At 63.2% G+C, this 25,243-nt stretch carries 20 protein-coding genes; 7 read left to right on the top strand and 13 right to left on the bottom strand.

Annotated elements, in window-relative coordinates; translation table 11 throughout:
* Positions 1 to 86 precede the first annotated feature (86 nt).
* Positions 87 to 902, bottom strand: a complete 816-nt coding sequence (locus tag ARC39_RS23610) for a sugar phosphate isomerase/epimerase family protein (RefSeq protein WP_068118794.1) — start codon at positions 900 to 902, stop codon at positions 87 to 89.
* Between the two features lie 234 nt (positions 903 to 1,136).
* Here ARC39_RS23610 and ARC39_RS23605 point away from each other — a divergent pair, with 234 nt between their 5' ends.
* The 6 genes from ARC39_RS23605 to ARC39_RS23580 all read left to right on the top strand — a co-directional run bounded on the left by ARC39_RS23605 (position 1,137) and on the right by ARC39_RS23580 (position 6,715).
* Entirely contained in the window at positions 1,137 to 1,991 is an 855-nt protein-coding gene (locus tag ARC39_RS23605; RefSeq protein WP_068118789.1) for a transketolase, read from the top strand.
* Entirely contained in the window at positions 1,988 to 3,016 is a 1,029-nt protein-coding gene (locus ARC39_RS23600) for a transketolase family protein (RefSeq protein WP_068118786.1), read from the top strand. Before ARC39_RS23605 ends, ARC39_RS23600 begins: the two co-directional genes overlap by 4 nt.
* A gap of 27 nt (positions 3,017 to 3,043) precedes the next feature.
* Positions 3,044 to 3,796: an SDR family NAD(P)-dependent oxidoreductase gene (locus ARC39_RS23595; protein WP_068118784.1), complete on the top strand. Its 753-nt coding sequence runs from the start codon at positions 3,044 to 3,046 to the stop codon at positions 3,794 to 3,796.
* 108 nt (positions 3,797 to 3,904) lie between these two features.
* Positions 3,905 to 4,876, top strand: a complete 972-nt coding sequence (locus ARC39_RS23590; RefSeq protein ID WP_068118782.1) for a TRAP transporter substrate-binding protein — start codon at positions 3,905 to 3,907, stop codon at positions 4,874 to 4,876.
* Positions 4,873 to 5,445 (top strand): TRAP transporter small permease, encoded by a 573-nt coding sequence (locus ARC39_RS23585; RefSeq protein WP_068118779.1) that lies wholly within the window; start codon positions 4,873 to 4,875, stop codon positions 5,443 to 5,445. Before ARC39_RS23590 ends, ARC39_RS23585 begins: the two co-directional genes overlap by 4 nt.
* A 13-nt stretch (positions 5,446 to 5,458) precedes the next feature.
* Positions 5,459 to 6,715 (top strand): TRAP transporter large permease, encoded by a 1,257-nt coding sequence (locus tag ARC39_RS23580; protein WP_068118777.1) that lies wholly within the window; start codon positions 5,459 to 5,461, stop codon positions 6,713 to 6,715.
* Here the strand turns inward: ARC39_RS23580 and ARC39_RS23575 are convergent.
* From ARC39_RS23575 to ARC39_RS23550, 6 genes are all read right to left on the bottom strand, one after another.
* Positions 6,709 to 7,773, bottom strand: a complete 1,065-nt coding sequence (locus tag ARC39_RS23575) for a LysR family transcriptional regulator (protein ID WP_236545370.1) — start codon at positions 7,771 to 7,773, stop codon at positions 6,709 to 6,711. The two genes, ARC39_RS23580 and ARC39_RS23575, sit on opposite strands and share 7 nt — an antisense overlap.
* Positions 7,774 to 8,081: 308 nt before the next feature.
* A complete protein-coding gene (locus ARC39_RS23570) occupies positions 8,082 to 8,804 on the bottom strand; it encodes an SDR family oxidoreductase (protein ID WP_068118774.1) in 723 nt (240 codons plus the stop codon).
* A 40-nt stretch (positions 8,805 to 8,844) separates the two neighbouring features.
* The gene (locus ARC39_RS23565; RefSeq protein WP_068118771.1) at positions 8,845 to 10,302 is read right to left on the bottom strand and encodes an aldehyde dehydrogenase family protein; all 1,458 of its coding nucleotides are present in this window, start codon (positions 10,300 to 10,302) and stop codon (positions 8,845 to 8,847) included.
* Between the two features lie 17 nt (positions 10,303 to 10,319).
* Complete coding sequence (locus ARC39_RS23560; protein WP_068118768.1) at positions 10,320 to 12,845, bottom strand: branched-chain amino acid ABC transporter ATP-binding protein/permease; 2,526 nt, start codon at positions 12,843 to 12,845, stop codon at positions 10,320 to 10,322.
* A 1-nt stretch (position 12,846) separates the two neighbouring features.
* Positions 12,847 to 13,725: a branched-chain amino acid ABC transporter permease gene (locus ARC39_RS23555; RefSeq protein WP_068118765.1), complete on the bottom strand. Its 879-nt coding sequence runs from the start codon at positions 13,723 to 13,725 to the stop codon at positions 12,847 to 12,849.
* Positions 13,726 to 13,782: 57 nt separating this feature from the next.
* A complete protein-coding gene (locus ARC39_RS23550) occupies positions 13,783 to 15,057 on the bottom strand; it encodes an ABC transporter substrate-binding protein (protein ID WP_201455798.1) in 1,275 nt (424 codons plus the stop codon).
* A gap of 136 nt (positions 15,058 to 15,193) precedes the next feature.
* Between ARC39_RS23550 and ARC39_RS23545 the strand changes: the two genes are divergently transcribed.
* Entirely contained in the window at positions 15,194 to 16,171 is a 978-nt protein-coding gene (locus ARC39_RS23545; RefSeq protein WP_068118761.1) for a LysR substrate-binding domain-containing protein, read from the top strand.
* A 2-nt stretch (positions 16,172 to 16,173) separates the two neighbouring features.
* On the opposite strand, the gene ARC39_RS23540 is transcribed toward ARC39_RS23545, so the two are convergent.
* The 6 genes from ARC39_RS23540 to ARC39_RS23515 form a co-directional block, all read right to left on the bottom strand.
* A complete protein-coding gene (locus ARC39_RS23540; protein ID WP_068118758.1) occupies positions 16,174 to 16,539 on the bottom strand; it encodes a cupin domain-containing protein in 366 nt (121 codons plus the stop codon).
* Between the two features lie 21 nt (positions 16,540 to 16,560).
* Positions 16,561 to 18,336, bottom strand: coding sequence for a thiamine pyrophosphate-binding protein (locus tag ARC39_RS23535; protein WP_068118751.1), 1,776 nt, complete (start codon positions 18,334 to 18,336; stop codon positions 16,561 to 16,563).
* Between the two features lie 13 nt (positions 18,337 to 18,349).
* Complete coding sequence (locus ARC39_RS23530) at positions 18,350 to 20,047, bottom strand: FAD-dependent oxidoreductase (RefSeq protein WP_068118812.1); 1,698 nt, start codon at positions 20,045 to 20,047, stop codon at positions 18,350 to 18,352.
* A gap of 622 nt (positions 20,048 to 20,669) precedes the next feature.
* Positions 20,670 to 22,067 (bottom strand): hypothetical protein, encoded by a 1,398-nt coding sequence (locus ARC39_RS23525; RefSeq protein ID WP_068118749.1) that lies wholly within the window; start codon positions 22,065 to 22,067, stop codon positions 20,670 to 20,672.
* On the bottom strand, positions 22,064 to 24,199 hold the full coding sequence (locus ARC39_RS23520) for a TRAP transporter permease (RefSeq protein WP_161471007.1): 2,136 nt from the start codon (positions 24,197 to 24,199) through the stop codon (positions 22,064 to 22,066). The genes ARC39_RS23525 and ARC39_RS23520 overlap by 4 nt, the downstream gene beginning before the upstream one ends.
* Positions 24,200 to 24,227: 28 nt before the next feature.
* Complete coding sequence (locus ARC39_RS23515) at positions 24,228 to 25,238, bottom strand: TAXI family TRAP transporter solute-binding subunit (protein WP_078059447.1); 1,011 nt, start codon at positions 25,236 to 25,238, stop codon at positions 24,228 to 24,230.
* Positions 25,239 to 25,243 lie beyond the last annotated feature (5 nt).

Here is a 25,243-nt window from a genome sequence, read left to right as displayed (position 1 = left end):
TTCGATGCTCCGTATCAACCATATCTCTCCTCCCTCGTTCCTGGCGACCAATGGACTCCCCAGCGGGATGCATTGGACGTTGGGTCTCAGCGACCTTCGATGAATTTCCGCGCCGCTGCGACGGTGCGCTCCAGCCACGGTTGTTCCTGCGCGATCGTCTCCTCCAGTGATCCGCCGAGTGGCAACCAATGTTCGAGGATCACGCTCATGTCCTTGGGGCAATGCGCCAGCTGGTCAAGAATCCAGGGAATATCCGCGCGCCCATCTCCAAGCGGCACGCCGCGGACTCGGAAACCCACGCCGTAAGGATCGGGTTCGATGACGTAGTCCTTCAGGTGGAGATTGATGGTGAAGGGAGCCAGCATCCTGATCGTCTCTTCCGGCCACTCCTTGGCGCAGATCGAATTGGCCACATCTAGGCACACACCCAGCGCATCGTCCTTCACGGTTTCCAGAAGCTCCACCATGCGGGGCGACGGATAGTTGAAATGGTTCTCGATGGCGATGCGAATGCCTGCGGATTTCGCGTTATCGACAAGCGGGCGAAGTTGAGCTGCCAGCTCCGGCACCGGGACCTCGCTGTCGGCCGCATCCAGCGCCACGCGCAAGATCTTCGACTCGATGACCCGGCAGATGCCGAGATACTGCGCCACCTGCGTCGCGTTGAAACACTGCGTGCCGACTTCGAGCGTGATGCCCTTCTCACGCGCCATTGCGGCCAGCCGCTCGAGTTCCGTCTCGCTGAGGCTGTCCAATGGCATGTTGTCCGCATACTGGACGAGATCAAGTCCGAGCGCCTCTGCGGCCTCGAGAACATCGAAGGGCGTCATCGACCGCGCCGGTATCTGATCCTTGATTCCGATGCTCCAGCGATAGGCGTAGCTTCCCAGACCAAGGCGCATGTTGTTTCCTCCTCAACCGTCCGCGCGATCATGGGCCGGGACTGCTCCGGCGATGCGCTCGTGCTGCGCCGTGCCGGTGCGCGCAACACTGGCCTCCTTGTTCGACGAAATGAGGATGCGATTATATGTAGCTCTCCTACACAAGATTTTAATTCTAGTTTGTATCCCCCTGGCACATCCTGGCGCATGGTCCTCTCCACCGGATGCACCCGAACGCATCCGAAGGGAGGGGAAATGGCGATCACGGACACGGCCGGCAATCGGTCGAATGTTTCCTTGGCGCGCCGCGCCTACAACATCCGCCGCAAAGCCATTCAGATGGGCGAGGTCCAAGGCCAGGGCTATGTCGGCCAGGCGCTCGGCGTGGCCGATGTGCTGGCGGTGTCCTTCTTCCACGCTGTCGAGTTCCGCGCCGAGGAGCCGGAATGGGAGGGGCGAGACCGCTATCTCCTGTCCATAGGCCACTACGCAATCGCCTTCTATGCCGCCTTGATGGAGGCAGGCATCCTTCCGGAAGAAGAACTCGCTACCTACGGCATGGACGACAGCCGGATGCCGATGTCGGGCATGGCAAGCTACACGCCGGGAATGGAGATGAGCGGCGGCTCACTGGGACTCGGCCTTTCGGTCGCCGTGGGCCGCGCACTTGGCCTCAAGCGCAAGGGGAACCCGGCACTGGTCTTCAACCTGATGTCCGACGGTGAATTGGGCGAGGGATCGACCTGGGAGGCGGCGATGGGTGCCGCGCACCACAAGCTCGATAACCTGGTCTGCATCGTCGATTTCAACAACCAGCAAGCAGATGGCGCCTCGACCGGCATGCTCTCCGCCGAGCCGATAGATGCGAAGTTCACCGCATTCGGTTGGTTCGCCCAACGGGTCGATGGCAACGACATCTCTGCGCTTCGGGAGGCCTTTGATGCCGCCCGCGCTCACAGCGGCCCGGAACCACGGGTGATCGTCTGCGACACGCGGATGTGCAAGGGCGTTCCGTTCCTCGAATCCCGCGAGATCACCCATTTCGTCCGGGTCGAGCCCGACGAGTGGCAGAAGGCCCTCGCAGTGCTGGACGAGGAGGCTCCCGAATGACCGCTGCAACCCGCGCAAGAAAATACGAGCCCCGGAAGGTGCCCGACGGCCGGCAGGCCACCTCCGCCATGATCGCTTCTTTGGAAGCGGAGGGCTATGGCACCGTTTCCGCGCCGTTCGGCAATGCGTTGGCGAAACTTGCGGAGACGGACGACCGGATCGTCGGCCTCTCGGCGGACCTCTCGAAGTACACCGACCTGCATATCTTCGCCCAGGCGCACCCGGATCGGTTCTATCAGATAGGCATGGCCGAGCAGCTCTTGATGGGAGCTGCCGCCGGGCTTGCACACGAAGGGTTCATCCCCTTCGCCACGACCTACGCCGTCTTCGCCTCCCGCAGAGCCTACGACTTTGTCTCGCAGACCATCGCCGAGGAAGGCTTGCCGGTGAAGATCTGTTGCGCGTTGCCCGGGCTGACCTCGGGCTACGGGCCGAGCCACCAAGCCACTGAGGACATCGCGATATTCCGCGGCCTGCCGGACATCGCCATCGTCGATCCCTGCGACGCGACGGACGTGGCGCAGATGGTGCCCGAACTGGTCGCTTGGAACGGCCCGGTCTATGCCCGCCTCCTGCGTGGCCAGGTCGCAAACGTGCTGCAGAAGCACAAACCGGACTACCAATTCAAACTGGGCCGCGCCCAGATGATCCGGGAGGGCAAGGACGCGCTCGTCATTTCCACTGGTATCATGACGATGCGTGCGCTCGACGCGGCCGAAGACCTTGCCCGCGACGGAATCGACGTCGCCGTGCTGCATTGCCCGACGATCAAACCGCTCGACACCGAGACCATCCTGGCCGAGGCCGGCAAGGGGCGCCTCACGGTGGTCGCGGAGAACCACACCCGGCTCGGTGGCCTCGGTGAGGCGGTCGCGACGACGCTGCTCACCGCCGGCGTGCACCCGGTCTTCCGCCAGATCGGCCTTCCGGATGCATTCCTCGAAGCCGGCGCCCTGCCGACGCTGCACGACATGTACGGGATCTCCCGCCGCGCCGTTGCAGAGCAGATCAAGGGCTGGCTCTGACCGCCCAAGCAAGAACGGAGACAGAAGATGGGACTACTTGAAGGAAAATTCGCGGTCGTCACCGGCGCCGCCTCGGCACGCGGCCTCGGCAAGGCGACAGCGAAACTCTTCGCCGAGCATGGCGCGACCGTTGCCATCCTCGATCTCGATCAGGCGCAGGCCGAGGCCGCGGCAGCAGACCTCGGCGAGGGACACGTCGGCATGGCTTGCAACGTCATCGACAAGGCGCAGGTCCAACATGTCATGGAAGCGTTGATCGAAAAGTGGGGCCAGGTCGATATCCTCGTAAACAATGCCGGCATCACCCAGCCGCTGAAGTTCATGGAGATCGAACCGGAGAACTACGACGCGGTGACCGATGTCAGTCTGCGCGGCACGCTCTACTGCTCCCAGGCCGTCGTCCCTCACATGCGCGAGCGCAAGAGCGGCTCGATCATCAACCTGTCCTCGGTGTCCGCACAGCGGGGCGGCGGCATCTTCGGCGGCCCGCACTATTCGGCGGCAAAGGCAGGTATTCTTGGCCTGACAAAAGCCCTTGCGCGCGAGGTCGCCCCAGACAACGTGCGTGTGAACGCCATCTGCCCCGGCTTCATCGCCACAGATATCACCCAAGGAAAGCTCACACCCGAGATGAAGGCGCAGGTGCTTGCGGGGATCCCGATGGGGCGCGCCGGGGAAGCCTCGGACGTCGCCGGCTGTGCGCTCTTTCTGGCATCGGAATTGTCAGCCTACTGCACCGGCACCGAGGTCGATGTGAACGGCGGTTCGCTCATTCACTGACCCCCGAAACCGCGGTCGTCGCCAGCGGAGGATAACAGGCGGCGGCCAAAGGGAAACGGCAGCAACCTTGCTGCGTGAACAACCAATATTCCTAGGAGGAGGAAATCCATGAAAACTGTACTTGTCACCGCGCTGATGGGCGCGACCGTGTTGGCCGGAACGGCCGCGCAGGCGGAAGAGGTCATCTTCGCCCACGGCTCAAACCCCGGAAACCCGCGCTTCGTTGCGGCCGAGAAATGGGCCGAACTTTTCAGCGAGTGCACCGGCGGCGAACACACAGTCAATGTCGCTCCGTCCGCAACACTCGGCGATGATGCTGAAATGCTGACCTCGGCCGCCGCCGGCGTGATACAGATCACCGCCAATAGCCAGGGGCCGATGTCCCAGATCGTGCCGGAGATCGGCCTGCTCGGCCTGCCCTTCCTGTTCAATGATCTGCCGACGGCCTGGGAAGTGCTCGATGGCGACGTCGGAGATATGCTCGACGAGCGTGCACAAAACGCCGGGCTGACAATTCTCGGTTTCTGGGACAACGGCATCCGAAACATCACACACGTCAACAAGAACGTCCCCGAGCCGGGCAGCCTGGCCGGTATGAAGATCCGCACCCCTCCCGACCAGATGACCGTGGACATCTTCGAGGCGCTCGGGGCCGCGCCGGCGCCCCTGGCATGGTCCGAATTGCCGACGGCGCTGCAATCCGGTGTGTTCGACGGGCAGGAAAACCCACTGGTGAACATCTACTCGGCCAAGCTGCACGAGATCACGCCCCACGTCACAATGACCGGCCACAAGTATGAGACGACTCCGGTCGTCGCCGGACTGGCCTGGTGGTCGGGTCTCGACGAAGCCACTCAGGCCTGCGCACTCGAGGCGACGGCGGAAGCCGGTGCGATGCAGCGCCAGATGGTGGCGGACAGCGACGCCGAACTCATGCCAAAAATGGAAGCCGAAGGCGCGATCTTCGCCGAGGCGGACAAGGCGGCGTATCAGGCGGCGACGTCATCGGTCTACGAGAAATACGCGGAAAACTACCCAGAGCTCGTCGCCGCGCTCCGGAAAGCTGCAGGTCTTGAATGACCCCCGGGGACAAGGCATCCCCGGAACAACGGGGGAAGGGGCCAAAGCGCCCCTTCCTCTTCTGGATCACGGGCGTTTCGACGCTTCTTGACTGGAGCGGCCGGATCATTGCCGCCACATGCCTCGGCTTCATGTTCGTCGCGCTTCTTGTGAACGTTATCCTGCGCTATGCCTTTGGTTCGGGCATCGCATGGGCCTATGAAATCCATGCGCTGCTTTTACCGTGGCTCGTGGGTGCAGGCATCGTCATCGCGGCCGCGCGGGGCCGCAATATCTCGATCACACTGATGTCCGACCTGCTGGCGCCGAAGCCGCGCTCAATCCTGTTCCTGGCAATAAACGTGACAATCCTCGTGATCGCGCTCAGCGTCCTGGAGTCGAGCCAACCGATCCTGAAGGCGTCGAAATTCCAAACTCTTTCCACGCTCGGAATCAAACAGATCTGGGGATACTCGAGTCTCGTCTACGCTTTTGCCGGCATGGCCGTGATCGCCTTGATCGACATCATCCGCCTCCTGGCTGGCGACGACACGTACGATACCGGCCCCGAGCGCGCCAGCCTCAGCTGAAAAGGGGACCTCGATGACCGCGCCGTTGATCTGGATTTTCTTCCTGCTGTTGGCTTTCTCTGTGCCAGTGGCACACGCGATGCTGGGCGGGGTGGCCGCGGCGTTGTTCATCGACGGCAAGCCGATGGCGGTGATTGTCCAGCGACTCTACACGCCAACCCAGAGCTTCCCGATGCTGGCGATCCCGTTCTTCATCATGGCCGGAAGCCTGATGATGTCCGGCAAGTTCGGCGTCTATCTCGTCAACATCGCGCGCCTGCTCGTCGGCAACTTCAAGGGCGGGATGGGGCAGGTTTCGATTATCGGTTCCGTGATGTTCGGTGGTGTTTCTGGCTCGGCCGTCGCCGATGCCTCCGCGCTCGGCAATGCGCTGATCCCGGTGCAGCAGAAGGAGGGCTATCCGAGTGGTTTTGCCGCTGCGATCAACTCTGCCTCCTCCACCGTCTCGGTACTGATACCGCCCTCCATACCGCTGATCCTCTACGGGCTGGTCTCCAACGTCTCGATCGTCGATCTCTTCGTTGCCGGGATCCTGCCGGGCTTGTTGCTCGGCACGGGCATGTTCACCATGGTCTGGTTCGTTGCGAACCGGAAGAACCTGCCCCGGTCGCCACTAGCGGGCGGGTTCCGGGCCTTTCGCAGCCAGATCCTGACTGCCATCCCGGCGCTACTCATGCCTGTCTTCGTGATCGGCACCCTCCGCTTCGGCATCGCCACGCCCACCGAGGTCAGCGTCATGGCCGTCGCCTACGCGCTCATTGTCAGTGGCCTCGTCTACCGCGACCTGTCCTGGCGTGGCCTTTGGAATGCGGCGGTCGAAACCGCAATGATGACCGGCGCGGTCATGTTCATCATCATGGCTTCCTCGACCATTCAATGGGTGCTCACCGCGGAACGCGTACCGCAAGACCTCTCGGCGTGGGTCGCGGCCACGTTTTCGGAACCGTGGATGGTGATCCTCGCGCTCAACGTCGTAATGATCGTGGTCGGCGCCTTTCTAGATCTGCCGGCAGCCGTCTTGCTGCTGGGACCACTCTTCGTCACGATCGGCAACGCCATCGGTCTCGATCTTGTGCAGCTTGGCCTGATGATGGTCGTCAACCTGTCGGTTGGCCTCTATACACCACCGGTGGGCACGACCCTGTTCATCTCGACCGCAATCGCGCGATGTCGAGTAGGTGAAACCGTACGGGCGTTGGTACCCTTCTACCTTGTCGCTCTCGTCGTCCTGATGCTGATCTCCTATGTTCCCGCGCTGACCATCTACTGAGTCTCTCTGTGACCGTGACGCGGCGCTCCGGACGCACTCGCCTCGTCCAGCGCTGGCTCCTCTTCGGCAACGATCACACAGCCAAGGCTTTTCAGGTGGTCGCGCACCGCCGTCTCGTGGCGAGCGCCCTCCTCCAGTACCCAGTCGATGAACCGCCGCACGATGCGGCGGTTCGTATGTCTCGGCGGGCAGACCACCCGGTATCCGGTGAACTCGATCACCTCGATATCGCTTGAAAGCGGAACAAGCGCCCCGGAGGAAAGTTCCCGCCAGGCCAGCACTGCGCTTTCTAGCGTCACCCCGGCACCGTCGGCGGCAAGCTGGATTGCCATGGACGAGCGATCGAACCGTAGCGAATACAGCGACGGCAGCGTTACTTCGTGCCCTCGGTTTCGGTCCAGCCAGGCATCCCAGCGATAGCAGGTTTTTACGCTGTCGATCAGTTGGGCGTTCCGAAGCTGCTCCATGGGGTCTGAGCTGATCTCCCTCAGTGCAGCGAGATAGTCTGGCGAGCACATCGGCAGAACGAAATCCTGCATCACGTCCACTTCGTGCAAGCTTGTGCGGGTATCCTTGCCGTAGCGAAGGTCGAGATCCACGACCTCGGTGTCAAAGTCGGAGTACTCCGGCGTTGCGTCGACCCGAACACTCCAACCCTCGTTTTGATCGAGGAAAGACTTGATCCGCAGCCCGAGCCATCGCACGCCAAACGAAGGGCTTACGCGCATGATGAATTGCCGTTGCTGGTGCTGGCGGACGATGGCTGAGTGGACATCCGCCACAGTTCGGAACGCCTTCGAGACCGCAATGTAGAGCCGTTCTCCCTCTTCGGTCGGCACGAGGCGGCGGTTGTCCCGCCGAAAGAGCTTCACTCCGAATTGTTGCTCCAGCAGCCGGATCTGCTGACTCACCGCGGAATCGGTGACGCGAAGCTCTTCGGCCGCCTTGGACACTCGTCCGAGCCTTACAATCGCCTCGAAATACCGCATCGCGTTGAGATTGACATCGTTGAGCATCTGCACATCCAGGAACTGGCCCGCCGTGCTCTGGCTTGCCACTTCCCGACCCTATCACCGCGCAGCGACCCACGTCATCTCCTGAGGTATTGTTGGTGGTGCGGTGGAAGCGCCACCGCTTGGGGAATTGACTGTCTGCGTCCCTGTGCCGAAATCGCGCAAATGCACGGCCAGCACCAGCCGGCGAAATTCGCCTCGCCCGAATGTGCCAATACCGGAACGGCGACGGCTCAAGGCGGTGTTGCCCGCCGTTGGGAGAAAACGTGGCATCTTTCGAGCACCTGTAAGTCGCTCGGACCGACCGGACTATCGATGACCGCTGCGTCGGCCTGGGTCGAATGCACCAGGGCTTAAACGAGCCCGCCGTTGGGCTGGACGATCTGTCCATGTACCCAGGACGCCTTGTCGGAGGCGAGAAAACTTACGACCTCGGCAACTTCCTCTGGCAATCCCACACGGTTGAAGGGGCTCAAGGCGCCGGATCTCTGGATGGCGGCCTCGTCCTTGCCGGAGCGGAAGAGGTCCGTGTCCACCGGGCCTGGCGCCACCCCGTTCACACGGACATTGCGCCCCGCCAGTTCCTTGGACATCGCGCGCAGCAGGCATTCCACGGCGGCCTTGGTTGCCGAATAGGGTCCGAGACCGGGCGCTGCCACACGCACAAGCGACGTGGTCAGGCCGATGATCGTGCCGCCATCGGCGACGTTTGCAGCAGCGGCTTTCAGAACGTTGAAGGCACCGACGATATTGACCTCCACCAGATCTCGAAAACGCTCATCAGGAAAGCTCGCCATCGGTCCGGGCGGCACGTTGATCCCGGCATTGGCGACGACGCAATCGGGTGCCCTGCCATGGCTTGCCGCCACCGCCTCGAACACGGCCGAGACCTCGTCGGCGTTGCGGATATCCGCCCGGTGCAGGCTGATGCTGGCCCCCTCCACCTCGAACGGGGACGGCGGCGTGGCACTGGCATGGGTGAGTGCGACATCGAAGCCGTCGCGGGCGAGTGCCGCGCCGATGGCGGCGCCGATGCCGCGGGATCCTCCGAAGACGATGGCGAGTTTTCGTGTCATGAGATATTCCTTTCGCTGAACCCGGCCCGAATGCGACCGGTCAGGTGGTGATTGTGACGATACGCTGTTCGGTCATTTCCTCGACCGCATATTTCGGCCCCTCGCGCCCGAAGCCGCTGTCCTTCGTGCCTCCGTAGGGCATCAGGTCGACGCGGGAACTCGAGGTCTCGTTGATATGGACCCCGCCAACCTCCAGCCTCCGGGCGAAATCCATTGCGAGGGTCAATTGGTTCGTGAAGATTCCAGTCGCCAGACCGTAAGGCGTGGAGTTGACGATGCGCACCGCTTCATCCTGGCTGTCGAAGGGGATCAGGCATAGCACCGGGCCAAAGATCTCTTCGCTGTAAACCTTCATTTCCGGCGTAACGTCGGTCAGCAGCGTGGGCGGCACGACGGCGCCGTTTCGCGGTCCTCCTGCAAGGCGCGTGGCCCCCTGCGCGATGGCCTCCTCGATCCAACTCTCGACCCGGCACGCTTCGGCCTCGCTGATCAATGGCCCGGTGAGCACTCCGTCGTCAGACGGATCACCATGACGAACTCTCTCGACCTGCGCCTTCAAAAGCTCCACCGTTTCTGCGAACCGGGAGCGGTGGATGAGGGCGATTTGTACCGAAGTACAGACCTGCCCGGCCTTGCGGAAGGATGCGCCAACAAGTTTTGGCACGGCGTCCTCCACCACCGCATCATCACAGAGGATCGTGAAGGCAATCGAACCAAGCTCCATCTGTGTCCGGCGCAACCCGGCGGCGGCCTGAATCTTGCCGCCGACTGCGGTCGAGCCCGTAAAGGCGATGAAGCGCACGCGCGGATCTGCAATAGCCGCCTGTGTGACATCCGCGCCCCCCAAGAGCACCGAAAGGAAACCCGGTGGCAGGCCGGCTTCGACGAGTATCCCGGCCAGCTTCAGCGCCGTCATCGGCGTCGCGCTGGCGGGCTTCACCACCACGGCATTGCCGGCGGCGAATGCCGGGGCAACCTTGTGGGCAACCGTGTTGAGCGGCGAGTTGAAGGGTGTGATGGCCAGCACCACACCAAGAGGAACGCGCAATGTGAAGGCCATGCGGCGGCCCTGGTTCGGGGCACCGGAAACCGGCACCACTTCGCCGCGCAGCCCGCGTGCTTCTTCCGCCGAGAGCCGCAGTGTCTCCAGGCATCGTCTAAGCTCTCCCCTCGCGTCGGCGCGGGTAAACCCGGTTTCCAGTTGGATTATGCGTTGCACTTCCTCCGCCTGTTCGGACAGCAACCGTGCCGCCCGGTCGAGGATCGCTCCGCGTGCATAAGCGGATGGCGCACCGGCGCGAAAGGCCGCCTCAGCTGCATCTAACATCTGCTGCACCTGTCCGGGATCGGCCTCGGTGGCCTCGGCAACAGGCGTTTGCGTGAACTTGTCCAGCACGCGGAAGGGTTCTCCGCGCCCGGCGATGCGCTCTCCGGCAATCAGCAAGTCCAGCCGGGCAAGCGGATTTGCGGTCGTGGCATTGGCGAGATCTTCGCTCATGGCATGTCCCTTCTTCGTCAAAGCCAGAGAATTTCTTTGCGGTAATCGAGATCGTGCAGAAGCTCGGAAGCGTCCCCGTCATGAAAGACGGCACCCTGCTCCATCGCGTAGACCCTGTCCGCAAGCGCAAGAACGAGGTCGAGATTGTGCTCAACGATGACCACCGGAACCTCCGTCCGGAGCCTGTCGAGAACGCGGAACAGGTCTTCGATGACCGCCGGTGCAAGCCCCTCGAAGGGCTCGTCCAGCAGCAACAGCCGGACATCGGCCGAAAGCGCGCGGGCGATGGCCAGCATCTGCTGCTCACCGCCCGAGAGGAAATCAGCGTGTGAGTTGATGCGCTCTTTCAGGCGGGGGAAGAACTCGAAAATCCGCTCCTCGGTCCAGTAGACGCCCGACTGCCCCTTCGGTCGGGCAAGATGGCCAAGCGCGATGTTGTCCCGCACGGTCATGCCGGAGAAGAGGCCCCTGCCCTGCGGTACATAGCCGATCCCGGCGCGGGCGATATCGGGCGCAGGCTGTCCGGCGAGTTCCTGCCCGGCGAAACTAACCCGCCCCTCACGTGGGCGCACCAGTCCAGCAACCGATTTCAGGAAGGTCGATTTGCCAGCGCCATTGCGGCCCAGCAGCGCCACGATCTGGCCCGGGCGCACCTCCAGTTCCGCGCCGTTCAGGATATGGCTCTTGCCGTAATAGGTGTGAAGATTTTCCACCTTGAGCACGGCCTCGCCCTGGGCCGCGTGATGCGGGGCAACGGGCGTCACCGTGGGGGTGCCGCTGCCGGTATAGATCTCCTGAACGCGCTTGTCCGACCGGATCGTTTCAGGCGAGCCCGCGAGCAGAACCGCCCCCTCGTTCATCACCGTCACCACATCCGAGAAGCCGAGGATGCGGTCGATATCATGCTCGACAATCAGCACGGGAATGTATTGCGCCATGGTGGTGACGAGGCGTGAGACGCGCTCGCGTTCGGCCGCTGCCAAGCCCGCCAGCGGCTCGTCCAGCAGCAGCATTTGCGGCTTGGTCGCCAGCGCGATGCCGAGATCCACCAGCCGCTGGCCGCCATAGGAAAGATCTGCGCCAAGCGTTTCCTCGATCCCTTCAAGGCCGAGGAACCGGATCAGTTCGGCGGTCTCGCCGTTGATGTCCTCGAAGCTCTCCGCATCGCGCCAGAAATTGAACCGCGCGGGATGCTTGGCCTGAAAGGAGAGGCGCAGGTTCTCGCGGATCGAGATCCCCTCGAAAAGGCTGGTAATCTGGAAGGAGCGGGCAAGCCCGGCCTGGCTGATCTTCGCCGGAGAAAGACCGTCGATCCGAGTCCCCATCAGCTCCACGGTGCCTTCGCTCGGCGCATGCTCGCCCGAGATCAGGTTGAAGAGCGTGGTCTTTCCGGCGCCGTTCGGGCCAATCAGCGCGTAGATCTGGCCCGGGGCGACGGAGATATCGGCCTCGCGCACCGCACGGATACCGCCGAAGTTCTTCGACACGCCATGCGCGGCCAGCACCTCCGCCCGCTCGGAGGGCGCGGGCCGCAGGGTCTCCGGCAGGTCCAGCCCTTCATAGATCTTGCGCTGGCTCATCGCAGCCCCGGTGGTGGGCGGCGGGTTCAGCCGGTGATGGATTTTGTCCACGATACCGATGATGCCGCCGGGCAGGTACATGACGAAGGCGACGAAGACGAGGCCGAACCAGAAGAGCCAGTCCGACGACCAGGTGGACAGCACCTCGCGGAACATCACGAAGAAGAGCACACCGACAGCGGGGCCGAGGATGCGGCCATGCATGCCGCCGATCACCACCATCGCCAGCAATTCGCCGGAGAATTCGATGGCGGTTGCCTCGGCGGTGACGATGTAATGCTGGAAGCCCGAGAGTGTGCCTGCCAGTGCCGTGACCATGGCCGAGAGCACGAAAACCGCGAGTTTGTAGCGGTCCACCTCGTAGCCCTGGAATTCCGCGCGCGATTGGTTTTCCCGGATCGCAACGAGCACATGGCCGAAGGGCGAGCGCACCACCCGGATGAGCAGGTAGAGCACGCCAAGCCCGAAAGCGGCGGTGAAGTAGTAGAAGGTGAGATTGTTGGAGAGATCGAGCGGCAGCAGCGTCGCGCGGTCGAACCCGCCAAGCCCATCCTCGCCCCCGGTCAGTGCGGTCCAGCGGAATGCGATGGAAAACGTGAGCGCCGAGAGCGCCAGCGTCATCAGCGCGAAATAGACCCCGCGCCGGCGCAGCATCAGCGCGCCCAGCACCAGCGACAAGAGGCCGACGAAAACGGTGCCGAACAGGATCGGCAGCAGGATCTGCCCGTGAAAGACGTGGATCTGGGAGAGCGCCGCCGCGTAGCCGCCGATGCCGAACCACGCGGCATGGCCAAAGGAGACGAGCCCCGTATAGCCCATCATCATGTTCAGCCCGAGGGCTGCGATTGTCAACACCACGATCTGCGTGGCGGTCGAATTGGTGAGGCCGAAGACCGGCATCAGCGCGGGCAGAAGGAGGAGAAAGACGGCGGAACCGAGAAGTGTCAGGTGCTTGCTCTGCATCTCAGCTCTCGAATTTCTGGATGGATTCGCCCAGCAGCCCGCGCGGACGCAGCAGCAGGACAAGGAACATCAGCACATACATGGAAGCCTCGGAGGCCGCTGGCAGGAAGAAGACCGTCACGCCCCGAACGACACCCACCAGCATCGCGGCGGCAACCACGCCCCAGAAGCTGCCAAGCCCGCCGATGATGACGACGACGAAGGCAATGGTCAGGATCTCGGCCCCCATCGCCGGATGTACGGTGGTAATCGGCGCGACCATCGCGCCGCCGAGAGCGGCAAGGCCAACACCGAGCATCACGACCGCCGTCATGTAGGGTTGCAGGCGAATGCCAAGCGCCGCGACCATGTCCGGATCCTGAATGCCGGCGCGGACCACCCGCCCGAAGGAAGTGCGGTTCAGCAGCAGCCAGATCCCGGCAAGAATGCAGGCGATCACGAGAAGCATCAGCAGCCGGTATTTGGAGAAGAGGAAGGAGCCGAAGATCACGGAGCCGCGGATCTCCTGGGGCAAGGTCGCCGGCAGCGGCGCCGAGCCCCAGATCATGCGGATCGCCTGTTCGGCCACCAGCGCGAGGCCGAAGGTCACCAGCAGGCTCAGGATCGGGTCCTTGCGATAGAATTGGCGAAGAACGAAGCGCTCGAAGAGGATCCCGAGCAGCGCAACGAGAAGCGGCGAGATCACCACGGCGCCGGCAAAACCCAGCGTGCCGACGAGCTGCACGAAGACGTAAGCCCCCAGAGCATAAAAGGCGCCATGCGACAGGTTCACGATTCCGCCGACGCTGAAAATCAGCGACAGCCCAAGCGCGATGAGCAAGTAGTAGCCACCCAGAACGAGGCCGTTGACGACCTGTTCCAGCAAGAAGACGATCTGCATTTCAGTCCTGTATGTCGAGGCGGAGCGCGCCCGGCTTCCGGGCGCGCCAGAGTGGTCTCAGAGCTTGCAGGACAAGCCTTCGGTGGAGGGGTAGATTGCCTCCAGCGGTGTGCCCTCTGCCGGAACCGTTGCGTTCAGGTCCAGCATATCATGCACGTCGTCATAGCTGCCCGTTTCCTTGACCGTGAAGGCATAGGCCTCCTGGATCAGCTGGTGATCCTCGGCGCGGAAATGGGCCCGGCGGTTTTTCATGATGTCGAACTCGGCACCGGATTCGAAATACTCGATCAGCGCCGGCGTTTCTGCCCCGCCGGTTTCCATCATGCCCTTGGCAGCAATCTGCATCGCGACATAGGAGATCCAGGAGTGGTTCTCCGGGATCTTGTCGTACTTGGCCTGGAACCGCTCGACGAACGCCTTGCTTTCCGGCGTGTCGAGCGTGTGCAGCCAGACCGTTGGCCAGGTGCCGGAGAGGTTGCCGATGCCCGCCGCCCAGGCGTCTGCGGTGTTCAGGTTGAAGCCCACCATCGGGAAGGGCAAACCGAACTCGGCATATTGCTTGACGAAGTTGGTGACCTGGTTGCCCGCGAGATTGAGGCAAACGACATCCGGGTTGGCCTGACGGACCTTCAGGATGAAGGGGCTGAAGTCCGTGACGTCAGTGGCGATCAGCTCGTCGCCGATCAGTTCCGCATCATTGGCGTCGAAGAAGTTCTTGGCCGCCGCCAGAAGGTCGTGACCGAAGACGTAGTCGGCCGTCAGCGTGAAGAACTTCTTTCCCGCGACCATGCCCTGCTGCTGCAAGGCCGTTCCCACGGCATTGACCATCACGGTGTTTGGAATGTCGGTGCAGAACATGTAGGGCGAGCAGCGTTCGCCGCGCAGCACGTCGGAACGCGGTCCGACGGCGATGAAGAGCTTCTGGTTGCGCGCGGCGACCTCGGAGATCGCAAGCGACGTGGCCGAGCTGATCTCGCCGAGGATGAAATCAGCACCGTCCTGCTCCAGCATCCGCTGCGCCTTTGTGGCGCCGTTCTCGGGGTTGATCGAGTCTTCGCTCATCAGCTCGATCATCCGGCCGTTGATGCCGCCGGCAGCATTGATTTCCTCGGCGGCCATCTGTGCGCCCTCGACGGCCCAGCCCCCGAGCGTGCCGAGAAAGCCGGTCATCGGCGTGAGGTGCCCGATCCGGATCGGGCCGCTCTGGGCCCGCAGAAGGCCGGGCGCGCCAAGCGTGCTCGCAGCGACAGCCCCGGCACCGAGTTTCAAGGCGCTGCGACGATTGAAGCGTGTGAATGACGGTTTCGGGGCCCGTTGTTTTTGATTTGTCACGATTGTCCTCCCTGAGTTGCAGCCACTCGTTGGCGCTGCGCGTCGAGGGTATCAGTCCGCGAAAACGACAAATAATAGGGAATTCGGAAGTGGGTATAAGCTGGACTTATCCCTTTCCGCCGCCGTAAGCTCCGGCATGGATATCCGCCAGTTGCGCTACTTCGCCAAGATCGTCGAACTGGGAAGCCTGTCAAAGGCTTCGCAAGTGCTCCATATTGCCCAGCCAGCCCTGAGCCAGCAGCTTGCGAAACTGGAGGACGAGGTCGGAAAACAGCTTCTCATACGCTCGCCCAAGGGGGTGACGCCCAACGAGGCCGGGCAAGCCCTCTATCATCACGCGCGGCTGATACTGCGCCAATTCGATCAGGCGATGACCATCGCCCGCTCCGACAATGGAGAGATCAAGGGCGTTGCCACGATCGGGCTTCCGGCGACGACGGTCGCGGCGGTCGGTCTGCCGCTGGTCAAACGCGTGCGGGAGAAATTCCCCGGAATCTCCATCAATGTCGTCGAGGCAATGAGCGGCCATTTGGATCACCTGATCCGACAGAACCGGCTCGACCTTGCCGTGCTTTTTACGCGCGACATGCCGTCGGACCTGTCAGTCGAGCCGCTGATGGTGGAGGAATTGTTCCTGATCCTGCCCGATTCCAGCGAGCTTCTGCCCGGACGGACCGAGCTCACGATGGAAGAGATGTCGAAAGTACCGCTGATCCTGCCGACGGCGGATCACGGGTTGCGCAAACGGATCGAAGCCGAATTCGAGAGTCGCGCGCTTTTCCCGAATGTCGTGGCCGAGATCGACTCGCTGTCGCTGCTGATGAACTGCGTGAACGACCATATCGGCGGGACGGTGAAGCCGATGGGCGCAATCATCCAGGAGACACAGCGTGGCCGCAAATTCCGCTGCCTGCGGGTCTCGGACGCGCAACTCCGGCGCTCCAACTTCCTCTATTCGCTGCCACCGGACTCGCTCAGTTCGGCCGCCACGGTGGTTGCGAATGAGCTGCGTATCGTCATTGACAAACTGGTCAAGGGTGGGGAATGGCAAGGCTTTTTGCCGCGCCCTGAACCCGCGCCGGATACGCCGGAGGTGTTGGGCGAACCGGCCTAAGCCTATTCGTCGACAACCGGTGTGGTGACAACGATGAAGGTGAGGTCGCCGAGCCCGGTGTTCTGGATCGAATGCCAGTCACCGGGCGCGATGAAGATGATGTCATTGGCCCGGACGACGAACCGCTCCTCGCCAATCTCCATCAGCCCCTCGCCTGCGAGGATGTGATAAACTTGCTCCTGTACCTTGTGCACATGCCGCTCGACATAGGCCATCGGCTGATACGTCGAGATCCGGTAGTCGACGAGTTTCGAGCCCACCGTGTTCGGCGCGACCAACGCCTTTGACAGGGCCGAGCCGAAATGGCCGGGATATTGCTGCCATGGCTCCTCGGCCATGTTGCGGATGACGCTCTTACGCTCGGGCATGTTTTCTCCTCCTCGAAACTGTCAGGGCCGCCAGGGGCCGCCATAGACCGGCTCCTTGGGCGGCAGCGGCGGCAATTCCCAGGTGCCGGTTGCCGGCGGGCGCACATCGGCATCGACATGGACGTCGATCAGCGCGGGCCGGTTGGATTTGATGGCCGCTTCCAGCGTCCCCGCGAAATCCTGGCTCTTGGTGACGGTGTAGCCATCCACGCCCGCCGCGCGCGCCCAGGCGGCGAAATCGGGGTTGTAGGGCTCGCGGTTCTCGCCGGCATAGAACGCCGTGCCGTATTCGCGGCCTTCGAAATAGCCGTATTGCAGGTCGCGGATCGCGCCCCAGGCGAAGTTGTTCCAGACCACCCAGACCACGGGGATGTCATATTCGACCGCCGTGCAGAGAACATGCGGCACCATGGTGAAGCCGCCATCGCCGCAGATCGAGACGCAGGTGCGCTCAGGTGCGGCGAGCTTGGCGCCGAGGATCGAGGATGGGCCAAAGCCCATGCCGGAATAGCCCCAGGTGTTCAGCATCGACATCGGCCTTCGTGCCTTCCAGAACTGCATGTACCAGTTGTGATGCACGCCGGAATCGAGCGACAGGATGGCGTCCTCCGGCAGCACGCGCTGGCAATCCTCGACGATCCGCCAGGGCGCGATCGGCGCGTGGTGGCTGTTCCAGTTGGGAGCGAGCCAGGCTTCCCATTCGTCGCGCCAACCCGCGATATCCGCTAGCCAACCGGCATAGCGCGGGGCGAACGCGTTGCGCCCTTCGAGTTCGGCCAGAAGCTGGCGCAGGAAGGCGCGCGCATCGGCGAGCACGGCGAGATCCGGCGGATAGTTCCGCCCGAGTTCTCCATGATCCAGATCGACATGGACCAGCCGGGTTTTCGGGAAGTTCCACGAATAGCCCGGTTTCCACGAGGATGCCGAGCGGTCGTCGAACCGCGCACCGATGGCGAGCACGAGATCGGCATGGCGCCCGGCCTGGTTGGCCTGATAGGCGCCGTTGCGTCCGATGAAGCCGAGCGAGAGCGGGTCTGTCATGTCGATGCAGCCCATGCCGTTGGGCGAGCTGATCACTGGAATGCCGAGGCCCTTGGCCAATGCGGTCAATTCTGTGGAAGCCTCCGACAAGGCGACACCGTGGCCGATGAACAGCACCGGGCGCTCGGCGGAGAGCAGCCAGTCGGCGACCTTGGCGACATCCTCCGTGCTGGCGCCGCTGCGCCGCTTGCCGAAAGCGCTGCCCGCAGGCTCGCGGTCGACCTCCGCTTCCTCCTGAAAGAGGTTGTAGGGGATATCGAGATTGACAGGGCCCGGGCGACCGGTGGTCATGGTCGCCGCCGCCTGACGCATCGCCAGCGGTAGCATATCCACCCGGGAGGGCTGGAAGCTGCGCTTCACCACAGGCTTGATAACATTGTTAAAATCCGCATGGTGATGCATGTAGAGTTCCTGGAACGGCCCGCGGTTGAACTGCGAGGTCGGCACATTCGCCGTCATCGAGAAGACCGCCGAGCTGTCCGTCTGCGCCACCGCCAGCGCCATGATCTGGTTCGCGGAGCCGGGCCCGGTGGAGGTCAGCGTCGCGGCCGGCCGATGCGAGACGCGAAAGAACCCGTCAGCCATATGAACCGCCGTCTGCTCGTGCCGCGGGGAGATCAGCTTGATCTCGTCCCGCCGCGCGTGCAGGCAGTCCAGAAGCCCCACATTCCCGTGCCCGCAGATGCCGAAGACATGATCAATACCTTCGTTGATCAGGGTCTCCGCGATCAACTCGCCGCCCTTTACCTTTGCCATCTGTCCTCCCTCCTCAAGTCTTGGCCCCGGCGGCATGCCGTGCCGCGATCCAGCCGAATGTCATCGCCTGCCCAAGCTGTGCCCCCGCGCCGGGGTATTCGCCCCCGAACGCTGACTGCATGTCATTGCCGCAGACATAGAGGCCGCTGATCGCCTCGCCGTTCGCATCGAGCGCCCGCGCTTGTATGTCGGTGACCAGCCCCCGACTCGTACCGAGCGGCGTCGGCTCCAGCTTTACGGCGAAGACAGGACCCTGCCCGATTGGGCCGAGGCAAGGGTTCGGTCCATACTCCGGATCGCCATTCGCGCGGTCATAGATTGACTCGCCGCGCCCAAAATCATCGTCTCTGCCAATCTCGGCGAAGTCGTTGAACCTTACGACCGTCTCCATCAACGTCTGCGCAGGCAGGCCCAACGTTTCGGCCAGTCCGATTATGTCGTGCGCCTGTGCGAGATAGCCATCGCGTACATATGGGCCAAGATTACGCGTGCGGGGCCGGATCAGGCCGAGCCCGTATCGGCGGATGAAGTCACGGTCGCAGATCATCCAGCATGGCACGGCATTGGCGCGATACATCGCCCGGACGAATTCGTGATAGGACACGGCTTCATTCACGAAGCGTCGCCCAGTCCGGTCAACGACCAGTGAGCCCGGTTTCGCCCGGTCGAGCACAATATGCGGGTAGACCGCGAGTGACCCATCGCGCCGCCGCATCGTTGAACTTGGGAACCACAGTGCGTTGTCCTCCCCTGCCGGGCCGAACTGCGAGCCCGCCGCGCGGCCAAGTTCGAGCGTGCGCCCCACGGCACCCGGAGAGGCCGGGCTGTTCTCGGCCACTGGTGCGGGCAACTCCCTCGCGCGCCAATCGGCACTGGCCGGAAAGCCGCCACCTGCAAGGACGACGCCGCGCCGGGCGGTGATCTCGCGTGACAGGTCACCGGATCGGATTTCAACGCCGACGATCCGCGCCTTTTCACGCCGGAGCGCGACAGTGTCGATCCGGGGAATAATCTCAACGCCCCTCATGAGACAGGCCTGTATCAGCCTGGCGACCAAGGCGTTTCCGAGTACGAGCCGCGTACCGCGCCCGTGACTTAGCCTGTCGACAAGAAACCGGCCTACCAGCCGCGCGCCGAGTGCGGCGGATGAGAGCGAGCGGTCGGCCCGGAGGAGTTTCGCCGCTTCCGCCCGAGTAACCATCATACCGCCAAGTAGCATCAGTTCCGGCAACGGCGGGGCCAGTTCCGCGAAGCGCTCCCCCAGCAAACGGCCATCGAACGGCAACGGCTCCAGCGCACGCCAGCCCGGCGCCGCGCCCGGCATATCCTGCCGGTAATCCGGCGCCGCAGGATAAGGACGGAAACCGATACCGGCGCGATCCTCAAGATCCGCCTGCATACGCGGCGCGATTTCAAGGAATGCCATTCGCATTTCACGCGGAGCGCGGTCGCCGACAAGCGCATCGAGATAGGCGCGCGCCGCTGACCCGTCTTCCGGCTGGCCTGCCTCGCGCATGTAGCGATTGTCCGGAAGCCAGACTGTACCGGAAGACCGGGCCGAGGTTCCGCCGATGACAGGCAAATGCTCCAGCACCATGCAGCGCAACCCTTCCAACGCCGCCGTCAACGCCGCCGTCAGCCCCGCCACACCGCTCCCGAGAACGACCAGGTCGGTTTCGTGCGGCGGCGCTGCCACCGTCGCTGCGTTCATGGAGTCGCCTCCGCTCGCGATGCTGGCTTGCGCGCCTCGGCAGGCATCGGCGCTGTCCTTCCCCATCCGTTCCATTGCTCACGAAAGTCATACGCGATGCCTGCCAGCGGACCAAAAAACGAAATTCCGATGCCCCTATAAGCCTTCGATATAGCAACGTTGGTGGATGTTGCGCGTCCTGCTTGAGCTTGCCCAAGCGCCGGAGTCCCGAGGCCCGGCGCCAGTGGTGAATTGGTGCCAGCCGTCTGGGGCGGGAGACCCGGATGCGCAATACGCTCGTCCGAGCGCGCATCTATGCATGCACAGGCAAATTGCTCGGCCCGTGCGGCAAACAGCCGGCCCCGGCTTGCGTATCGTTTCGGCCCAACATCCCCGCTCTCGTCGTAGCTGTTCGACAACATGGAGAGCAGGCCGTGATCAACGTTACATGTTCGGCGATCTTCTCCTGCGCGCGGGCTGACTGCCCCGTTCCGGATCTCTGCCAGCATGCGCTGATTGCCGTCCTTCCTGTGTCGGCTCACGACAACCCTCTGGACTTCTGGCATCCCTCACTCCCTGCCCAAGCCAGGAAACACCTGGTTTTGACAAGCGTTCTCTGCGAACCGCACGCGTTCCCCGCCCGTCACGACGCAATCGCCAGAACCGCCGCTGGCCAGATGGCAGCCGAAAGGAAGAAGACCCCGTTCCAGCGCCAGGCGATGGTAAAGGAGGACGCTTGGGACATCTGGGAGAGGAACAATGTGGTCCCCGAGAGCGGCGAGACGGAAGTGCCCATGCCCCAAAGCGTCATCATCGTCGCGCCGAGCACCGGCAGGGGCACGCCAAGCGACGCCGGATCGACCATTGTGGTAAAGACCACCAGCAAAACGATTGGATGGAAACCGAGGGCACAGATCGCCAGATAAAGCCAGATCGCGAGCAGGGTATTGCCGAAGTCACCCATTGGCGGGGCCGCAATGCCGTCCGCGGTCAATCCCCCGACCGGTAGCGACGCGGAAATTGCAGCGCCGAAGACATTTGCCGCGACGAAGAGAGTCGTCTCAGTACGCATCCCCGGGTAGCCGAGGATGACGTTGCCGGCGATCTTTCCGATCTTTGCCCGCCCGGACGTGCCGTGAACGAGCAGAAGCCAGCAGAGCGCGAAAGCCGGCCCGGCCAGCGCGATGGCGGTAGTCAACGCCAACCCGACGCCTTCGACCAGCGCCAGTGTGATCGCGAAGAGAACGGCGATGGCCGCGAGCAACCGCGATGCCGGCACTGCCAGTGGCCGAGAAATAACAGGGGGTGGGGCACGGACGTCGGTGCGGCGCCGCATGAAACGGTCGTAGGCAATTGCGTAGGCGAGGAAGCCCACGGCCAGGACGATGCCGTAAGGCAGCACATGGCGCCACTGGAGCGAGGGCATCGTCGCCAGCACCGCCGCGGTGCCGACAAAGAACGGAGACCAGCAAGTTGCTGCCGCAAAGCCCCACATGATCGCGCATCTGAGCCGCATGGCGTCCCACGGACCGTCCCGCGCATCGTCCAGCATCGGTGCCAGCAGACCAACGCCAGCAAGGTTGAAACCGGCGCCCATCGCATGTGCGCTCAACGAGAATGCCGCGAACCGGCGCCCCGCCCCGAGGTTTGCAAGTCCGGCTCGCAACGCTGTGACGGAGGGACTCTCCGACGCTGCAGCGCGCAGCCAACCAACCGCGGCGAAGACAAGCAGGAAGGGCAACGTCTTCAGGACACCGGCAAACAGGATCGTCGCGACCTCGCCAGGACGCGAAATGCCCGCAAGCACAGCGGCCAGAGCCAGCAGGATGAGTGCCGCAATCTTCTGAACACGGGGAATGCGCGGGAACTCAAGAAAGACGAAACCGATTAATGCTGCCGCGGCCAGCGACAAGATGCTGTGCAGCCCCAACAGCGCGCCGACAGTGGCAAAACAGGCAGCCGCGGTGAATAGGACCGACGAGAGCCCTGTTCGGCGCCGGGTGTCGCGCCACCATTTCGAGGTCGCGATGTCCGTGTTCACGTTTCCACCGCGCTTGGCGATGGTTGACGCGGAAGTCCTGTCGATGCGCGCCGCAAACGCCAATCCTGTCCGACCCAAACGACATAGGCCAGTAGCACGGGCAGCTTCAGAATAGCGGCGAGCGGCCAAAGCAACACAACCCCGAATCCTACTGCCACCAGCCGCCCGAACGGGCCCAGCGGCCTTTCCAACATACCCATCATCGCCGCGCTCAACGCGTGCAGGCCAAAGACCGCCGGTACGAAGACTGTCAGCATCTCGCCCCAGTCCCCGCTCAAGATTGGCGTGAAGGCGAAGAGCAGAGGGATGATGTAGAGCGCCTTACAGAGCCGGAAGGCGGCGAACCCCGTTGCCATTGGCGGGCTATGGGCGATTGCCGCCGCCACGAAGGCTGGCAGGCAGACCGGCGGCGTCACGTTGCTGTCCTGCGAAACCCAGAAGATGATCATATGCGCCGCGAGCAGCGAGGCCAGAATCACCTCCTGGTCCAGCATCTCCGGCCGCAATGCCGCGCGCAACTCCACCGGCAGGCTGGCGAGCAGTTCCCGCGCCTCGGCCGGGCCGAGCCCTGCGGCGATCTTCGTCCCGATCTCGGGATCGACCAGCGTAAGCATCATCGTCACGCTCTCGGGCACGGCGCCGCTCGTCAGCGCCTCGACCATGTTCGAAGTGGTGATCAGATCCGCCAGCGACGGCGCGGAGATCGTCGCCAGCACGATATAGGCCGCCGTCACCGGAAGCCCCATGCCGAGCAGGAGCGAAACCATTGTGATCAGGAGGAGCATCAGCAGCAGGTTTCCTCCCGACCAGTCGATGATCATCAGCGAGAAGGTCGGCCCAAAACCCGTCGTGCCGAGAACGCCCACCAGCAGGCCGATGGAGATCAGAAGGATGGCGGTCGGCGTGGCGTTCCGGACCCCGGTGATGGTGGCGTCCATCACCGCGCGCAGCCCCATCCGGTTCGGCGTCAGCCAGGAGAAGGCAATGGTCGCAATGATCGCGCCCGCAGCGGCATAGGTGGCTGTATAGCCCACCACGAGAAGCACGATCAGCATGACGACGGGGGCGAGCGTCAGCCCGCCCTCGCGCAGCACGGCGAGGATCGGGCGCGCATCCTCGTCTTCGAAATCCACCAGCCCGTCTTTCAGCGCCTGCATCCGGATCAGGTAGATCACTGACAGAAAGTAGAGGATCGCCGGCAGCAGGGCCATCGCGGCGATGGTGAGATATGAAATCTGCGTGTAGCTGGCCATGACGAAGGCGCCCGCGCCCATGATCGGCGGCAGCAGCGGGCCCCCGGTGGAGGCGGCGGTTTCGACCGCGGCGGCGAAGGTCGGCCGGTAGCCAGAGCGTTTCATCAGCGGGATTGTCACGACACCGGTTGTCGCGATGTTTGCAACTGCCGCGCCCGAGATCGAGCCCATCATTGCCGAGCCAAGAACGGCAACGATCCCCGACCCGCCGATGGCGCGCCGGGCCAGCGCGCGCGACAGATCGATGATGAATTCCGAGGCGCCGGATTTGACGAGGAAACTGCCGAAGAGCACGAACATGAAAACATAGGTCATCGAGATCTGGGCAATGTCGCCGAAGAGCCCGAGATCGACGAAATAGGATCGCGCGATCAACTCCTCGACAGAGATACCGGGAAAACGGAAGACGCCTGAAATGTGTTGGCCCCAGAAAGCGGCATAGCTCAGCGCCACGAGGATCAGAATGGGAATGAAGATGCCCATCACGCGCCGGAGCAGTTCGAGCGCGAGAAGGATCGAGAGCAGTGCGACGTAGATGTCCGCCCCCTCCATCTTCCCGCCACGCGCCCAGTAGGCATCCTCCGCGACGAGGAAATACAACCCGCACCCGAGCGCCGCGATGCCGAGCACCGCGTCCAGCGCGAACAGAAGCCGGCTGTGTTCGCGCGCCGGGTGGATCGGGTAGATCAGCGCACAGATCAGGCCAAAGAACCCGAAATGCAGCGCCGCGAAGCTCAGCTCAGAGATCAACCCGATTGAGTTGTAGTAGAGATGGACGGCGGCGGTCACCAGTGCCGCGCCGGCCGTGAAACCTGCGAGCGCGCGGGGAGTGCCAGATGTCGCGCCCTCCCCGCCGCCGGGTGCTATTGTCCGTTTCACTGTCGCCACCGGCTCTGCCCGCCCCGTATCAGGCTGGTTTCATGGCGTCCGGCACCTCGATGCCGATTTCCTCATAGTATCGGATGGCTCCCGGATGCAGCGGAACGGTGATCCCCTTCAGGGCGTTCTCCGTGTTCAGATCGTTGAGGGAGCCATGCACGCTGCGCAGGAACGGCAGGTTCTCATACATGGTCTTCACAACTTCATAGACCACGTCTTCCGGCACATCGGCACCGGCGACCAGCAGGTTCGGTTGCGCGACCGTCGCCACGTCCTCACCCTGTCCCGGATAGGTTCCCGCCGGAATCGTGTAGGGACCCCAGACCGTGCCATCGGTGACCTTCGCGATCTCCTCGGGTGTGAATCCGAGCAGCTTGACCTTGCCCTCCAGGCTCGACAGCGCCAGCGTGACCGAGGAATTGGGCACACCCGAGGTCAGGTTGATCCCGTCGAGATTGCCATTGATGAGCGCCTCTGCCCGCTGGCGGAAACCCATGTAGCTTTCCTCGAAGAAGCCCTCGCCCACGGGCGCGCCGAGCTTCTGGATGAACATACGGTATTCCAGCAGCCCGCCGGAATTCTTCGCCCCCAGCACGACCTTGTCGCCTTCCATGGCAAGGATATCACTGATCGAGCCGGTCGGAGCGTTCTCGTTGAAGGTGATGAACTGGTTGGTGTTGAACATCAGCGCCGAGACCGCGCGTAGGTTCTCCTTGGGCGTACCTTCGAAGTCGCCGGTCCCATGATAGCCGAAATCGGTCATCAGCGACTGGATGATACCGAAGTCCGCCCGTCCGTCGGACAGGATGTTGACGTTGTCATACGAGCCCTGCGAGGTCAGCGCGGAGAGGTTGATCTTGTTTTCCGGACGGGTGCCGAGCTTGAGCTTTACCAGTGTCGCGATGCCGACGCCGACCGGGTAGAATGAACCGCCCGTCCCAGCCGTCGAGATCAGGAAATCGCGTGTATCCTGTGCTTGGGCCGCTGTCGCCATCACGAGCGCCATCGCTCCGGCTGCGAGCTTTCTACGAAATTTCATGGTCT

Origin of the sequence: Tropicimonas marinistellae, assembly GCF_001509585.1 — a bacterium.
Classification (GTDB): domain Bacteria; phylum Pseudomonadota; class Alphaproteobacteria; order Rhodobacterales; family Rhodobacteraceae; genus Tropicimonas; species Tropicimonas marinistellae.
This window is presented reverse-complemented; position numbering and strand designations above follow the sequence as displayed.

What these genes read in the sequence shown, in the direction of transcription:
- ARC39_RS23540 (WP_068118758.1), bottom strand. Translation starts at nt 16,539, where the DNA reads ATGCCCGAGCGTAAGAGCGTCATCCGCAACATGGCCGAGGAGCCATGG.
- ARC39_RS23580 (WP_068118777.1), top strand. Translation starts at nt 5,459, where the DNA reads ATGACCGCGCCGTTGATCTGGATTTTCTTCCTGCTGTTGGCTTTCTCT.
- ARC39_RS23515 (WP_078059447.1), bottom strand. Translation starts at nt 25,238, where the DNA reads ATGAAATTTCGTAGAAAGCTCGCAGCCGGAGCGATGGCGCTCGTGATG.
- ARC39_RS23600 (WP_068118786.1), top strand. Translation starts at nt 1,988, where the DNA reads ATGACCGCTGCAACCCGCGCAAGAAAATACGAGCCCCGGAAGGTGCCC.
- ARC39_RS23610 (WP_068118794.1), bottom strand. Translation starts at nt 902, where the DNA reads ATGCGCCTTGGTCTGGGAAGCTACGCCTATCGCTGGAGCATCGGAATC.
- ARC39_RS23535 (WP_068118751.1), bottom strand. Translation starts at nt 18,336, where the DNA reads ATGGCAAAGGTAAAGGGCGGCGAGTTGATCGCGGAGACCCTGATCAAC.
- ARC39_RS23530 (WP_068118812.1), bottom strand. Translation starts at nt 20,047, where the DNA reads ATGAACGCAGCGACGGTGGCAGCGCCGCCGCACGAAACCGACCTGGTC.
- ARC39_RS23605 (WP_068118789.1), top strand. Translation starts at nt 1,137, where the DNA reads ATGGCGATCACGGACACGGCCGGCAATCGGTCGAATGTTTCCTTGGCG.
- ARC39_RS23565 (WP_068118771.1), bottom strand. Translation starts at nt 10,302, where the DNA reads ATGAGCGAAGATCTCGCCAATGCCACGACCGCAAATCCGCTTGCCCGG.
- ARC39_RS23585 (WP_068118779.1), top strand. Translation starts at nt 4,873, where the DNA reads ATGACCCCCGGGGACAAGGCATCCCCGGAACAACGGGGGAAGGGGCCA.
- ARC39_RS23545 (WP_068118761.1), top strand. Translation starts at nt 15,194, where the DNA reads ATGGATATCCGCCAGTTGCGCTACTTCGCCAAGATCGTCGAACTGGGA.
- ARC39_RS23595 (WP_068118784.1), top strand. Translation starts at nt 3,044, where the DNA reads ATGGGACTACTTGAAGGAAAATTCGCGGTCGTCACCGGCGCCGCCTCG.
- ARC39_RS23590 (WP_068118782.1), top strand. Translation starts at nt 3,905, where the DNA reads ATGAAAACTGTACTTGTCACCGCGCTGATGGGCGCGACCGTGTTGGCC.
- ARC39_RS23560 (WP_068118768.1), bottom strand. Translation starts at nt 12,845, where the DNA reads ATGCAGAGCAAGCACCTGACACTTCTCGGTTCCGCCGTCTTTCTCCTC.
- ARC39_RS23555 (WP_068118765.1), bottom strand. Translation starts at nt 13,725, where the DNA reads ATGCAGATCGTCTTCTTGCTGGAACAGGTCGTCAACGGCCTCGTTCTG.
- ARC39_RS23570 (WP_068118774.1), bottom strand. Translation starts at nt 8,804, where the DNA reads ATGACACGAAAACTCGCCATCGTCTTCGGAGGATCCCGCGGCATCGGC.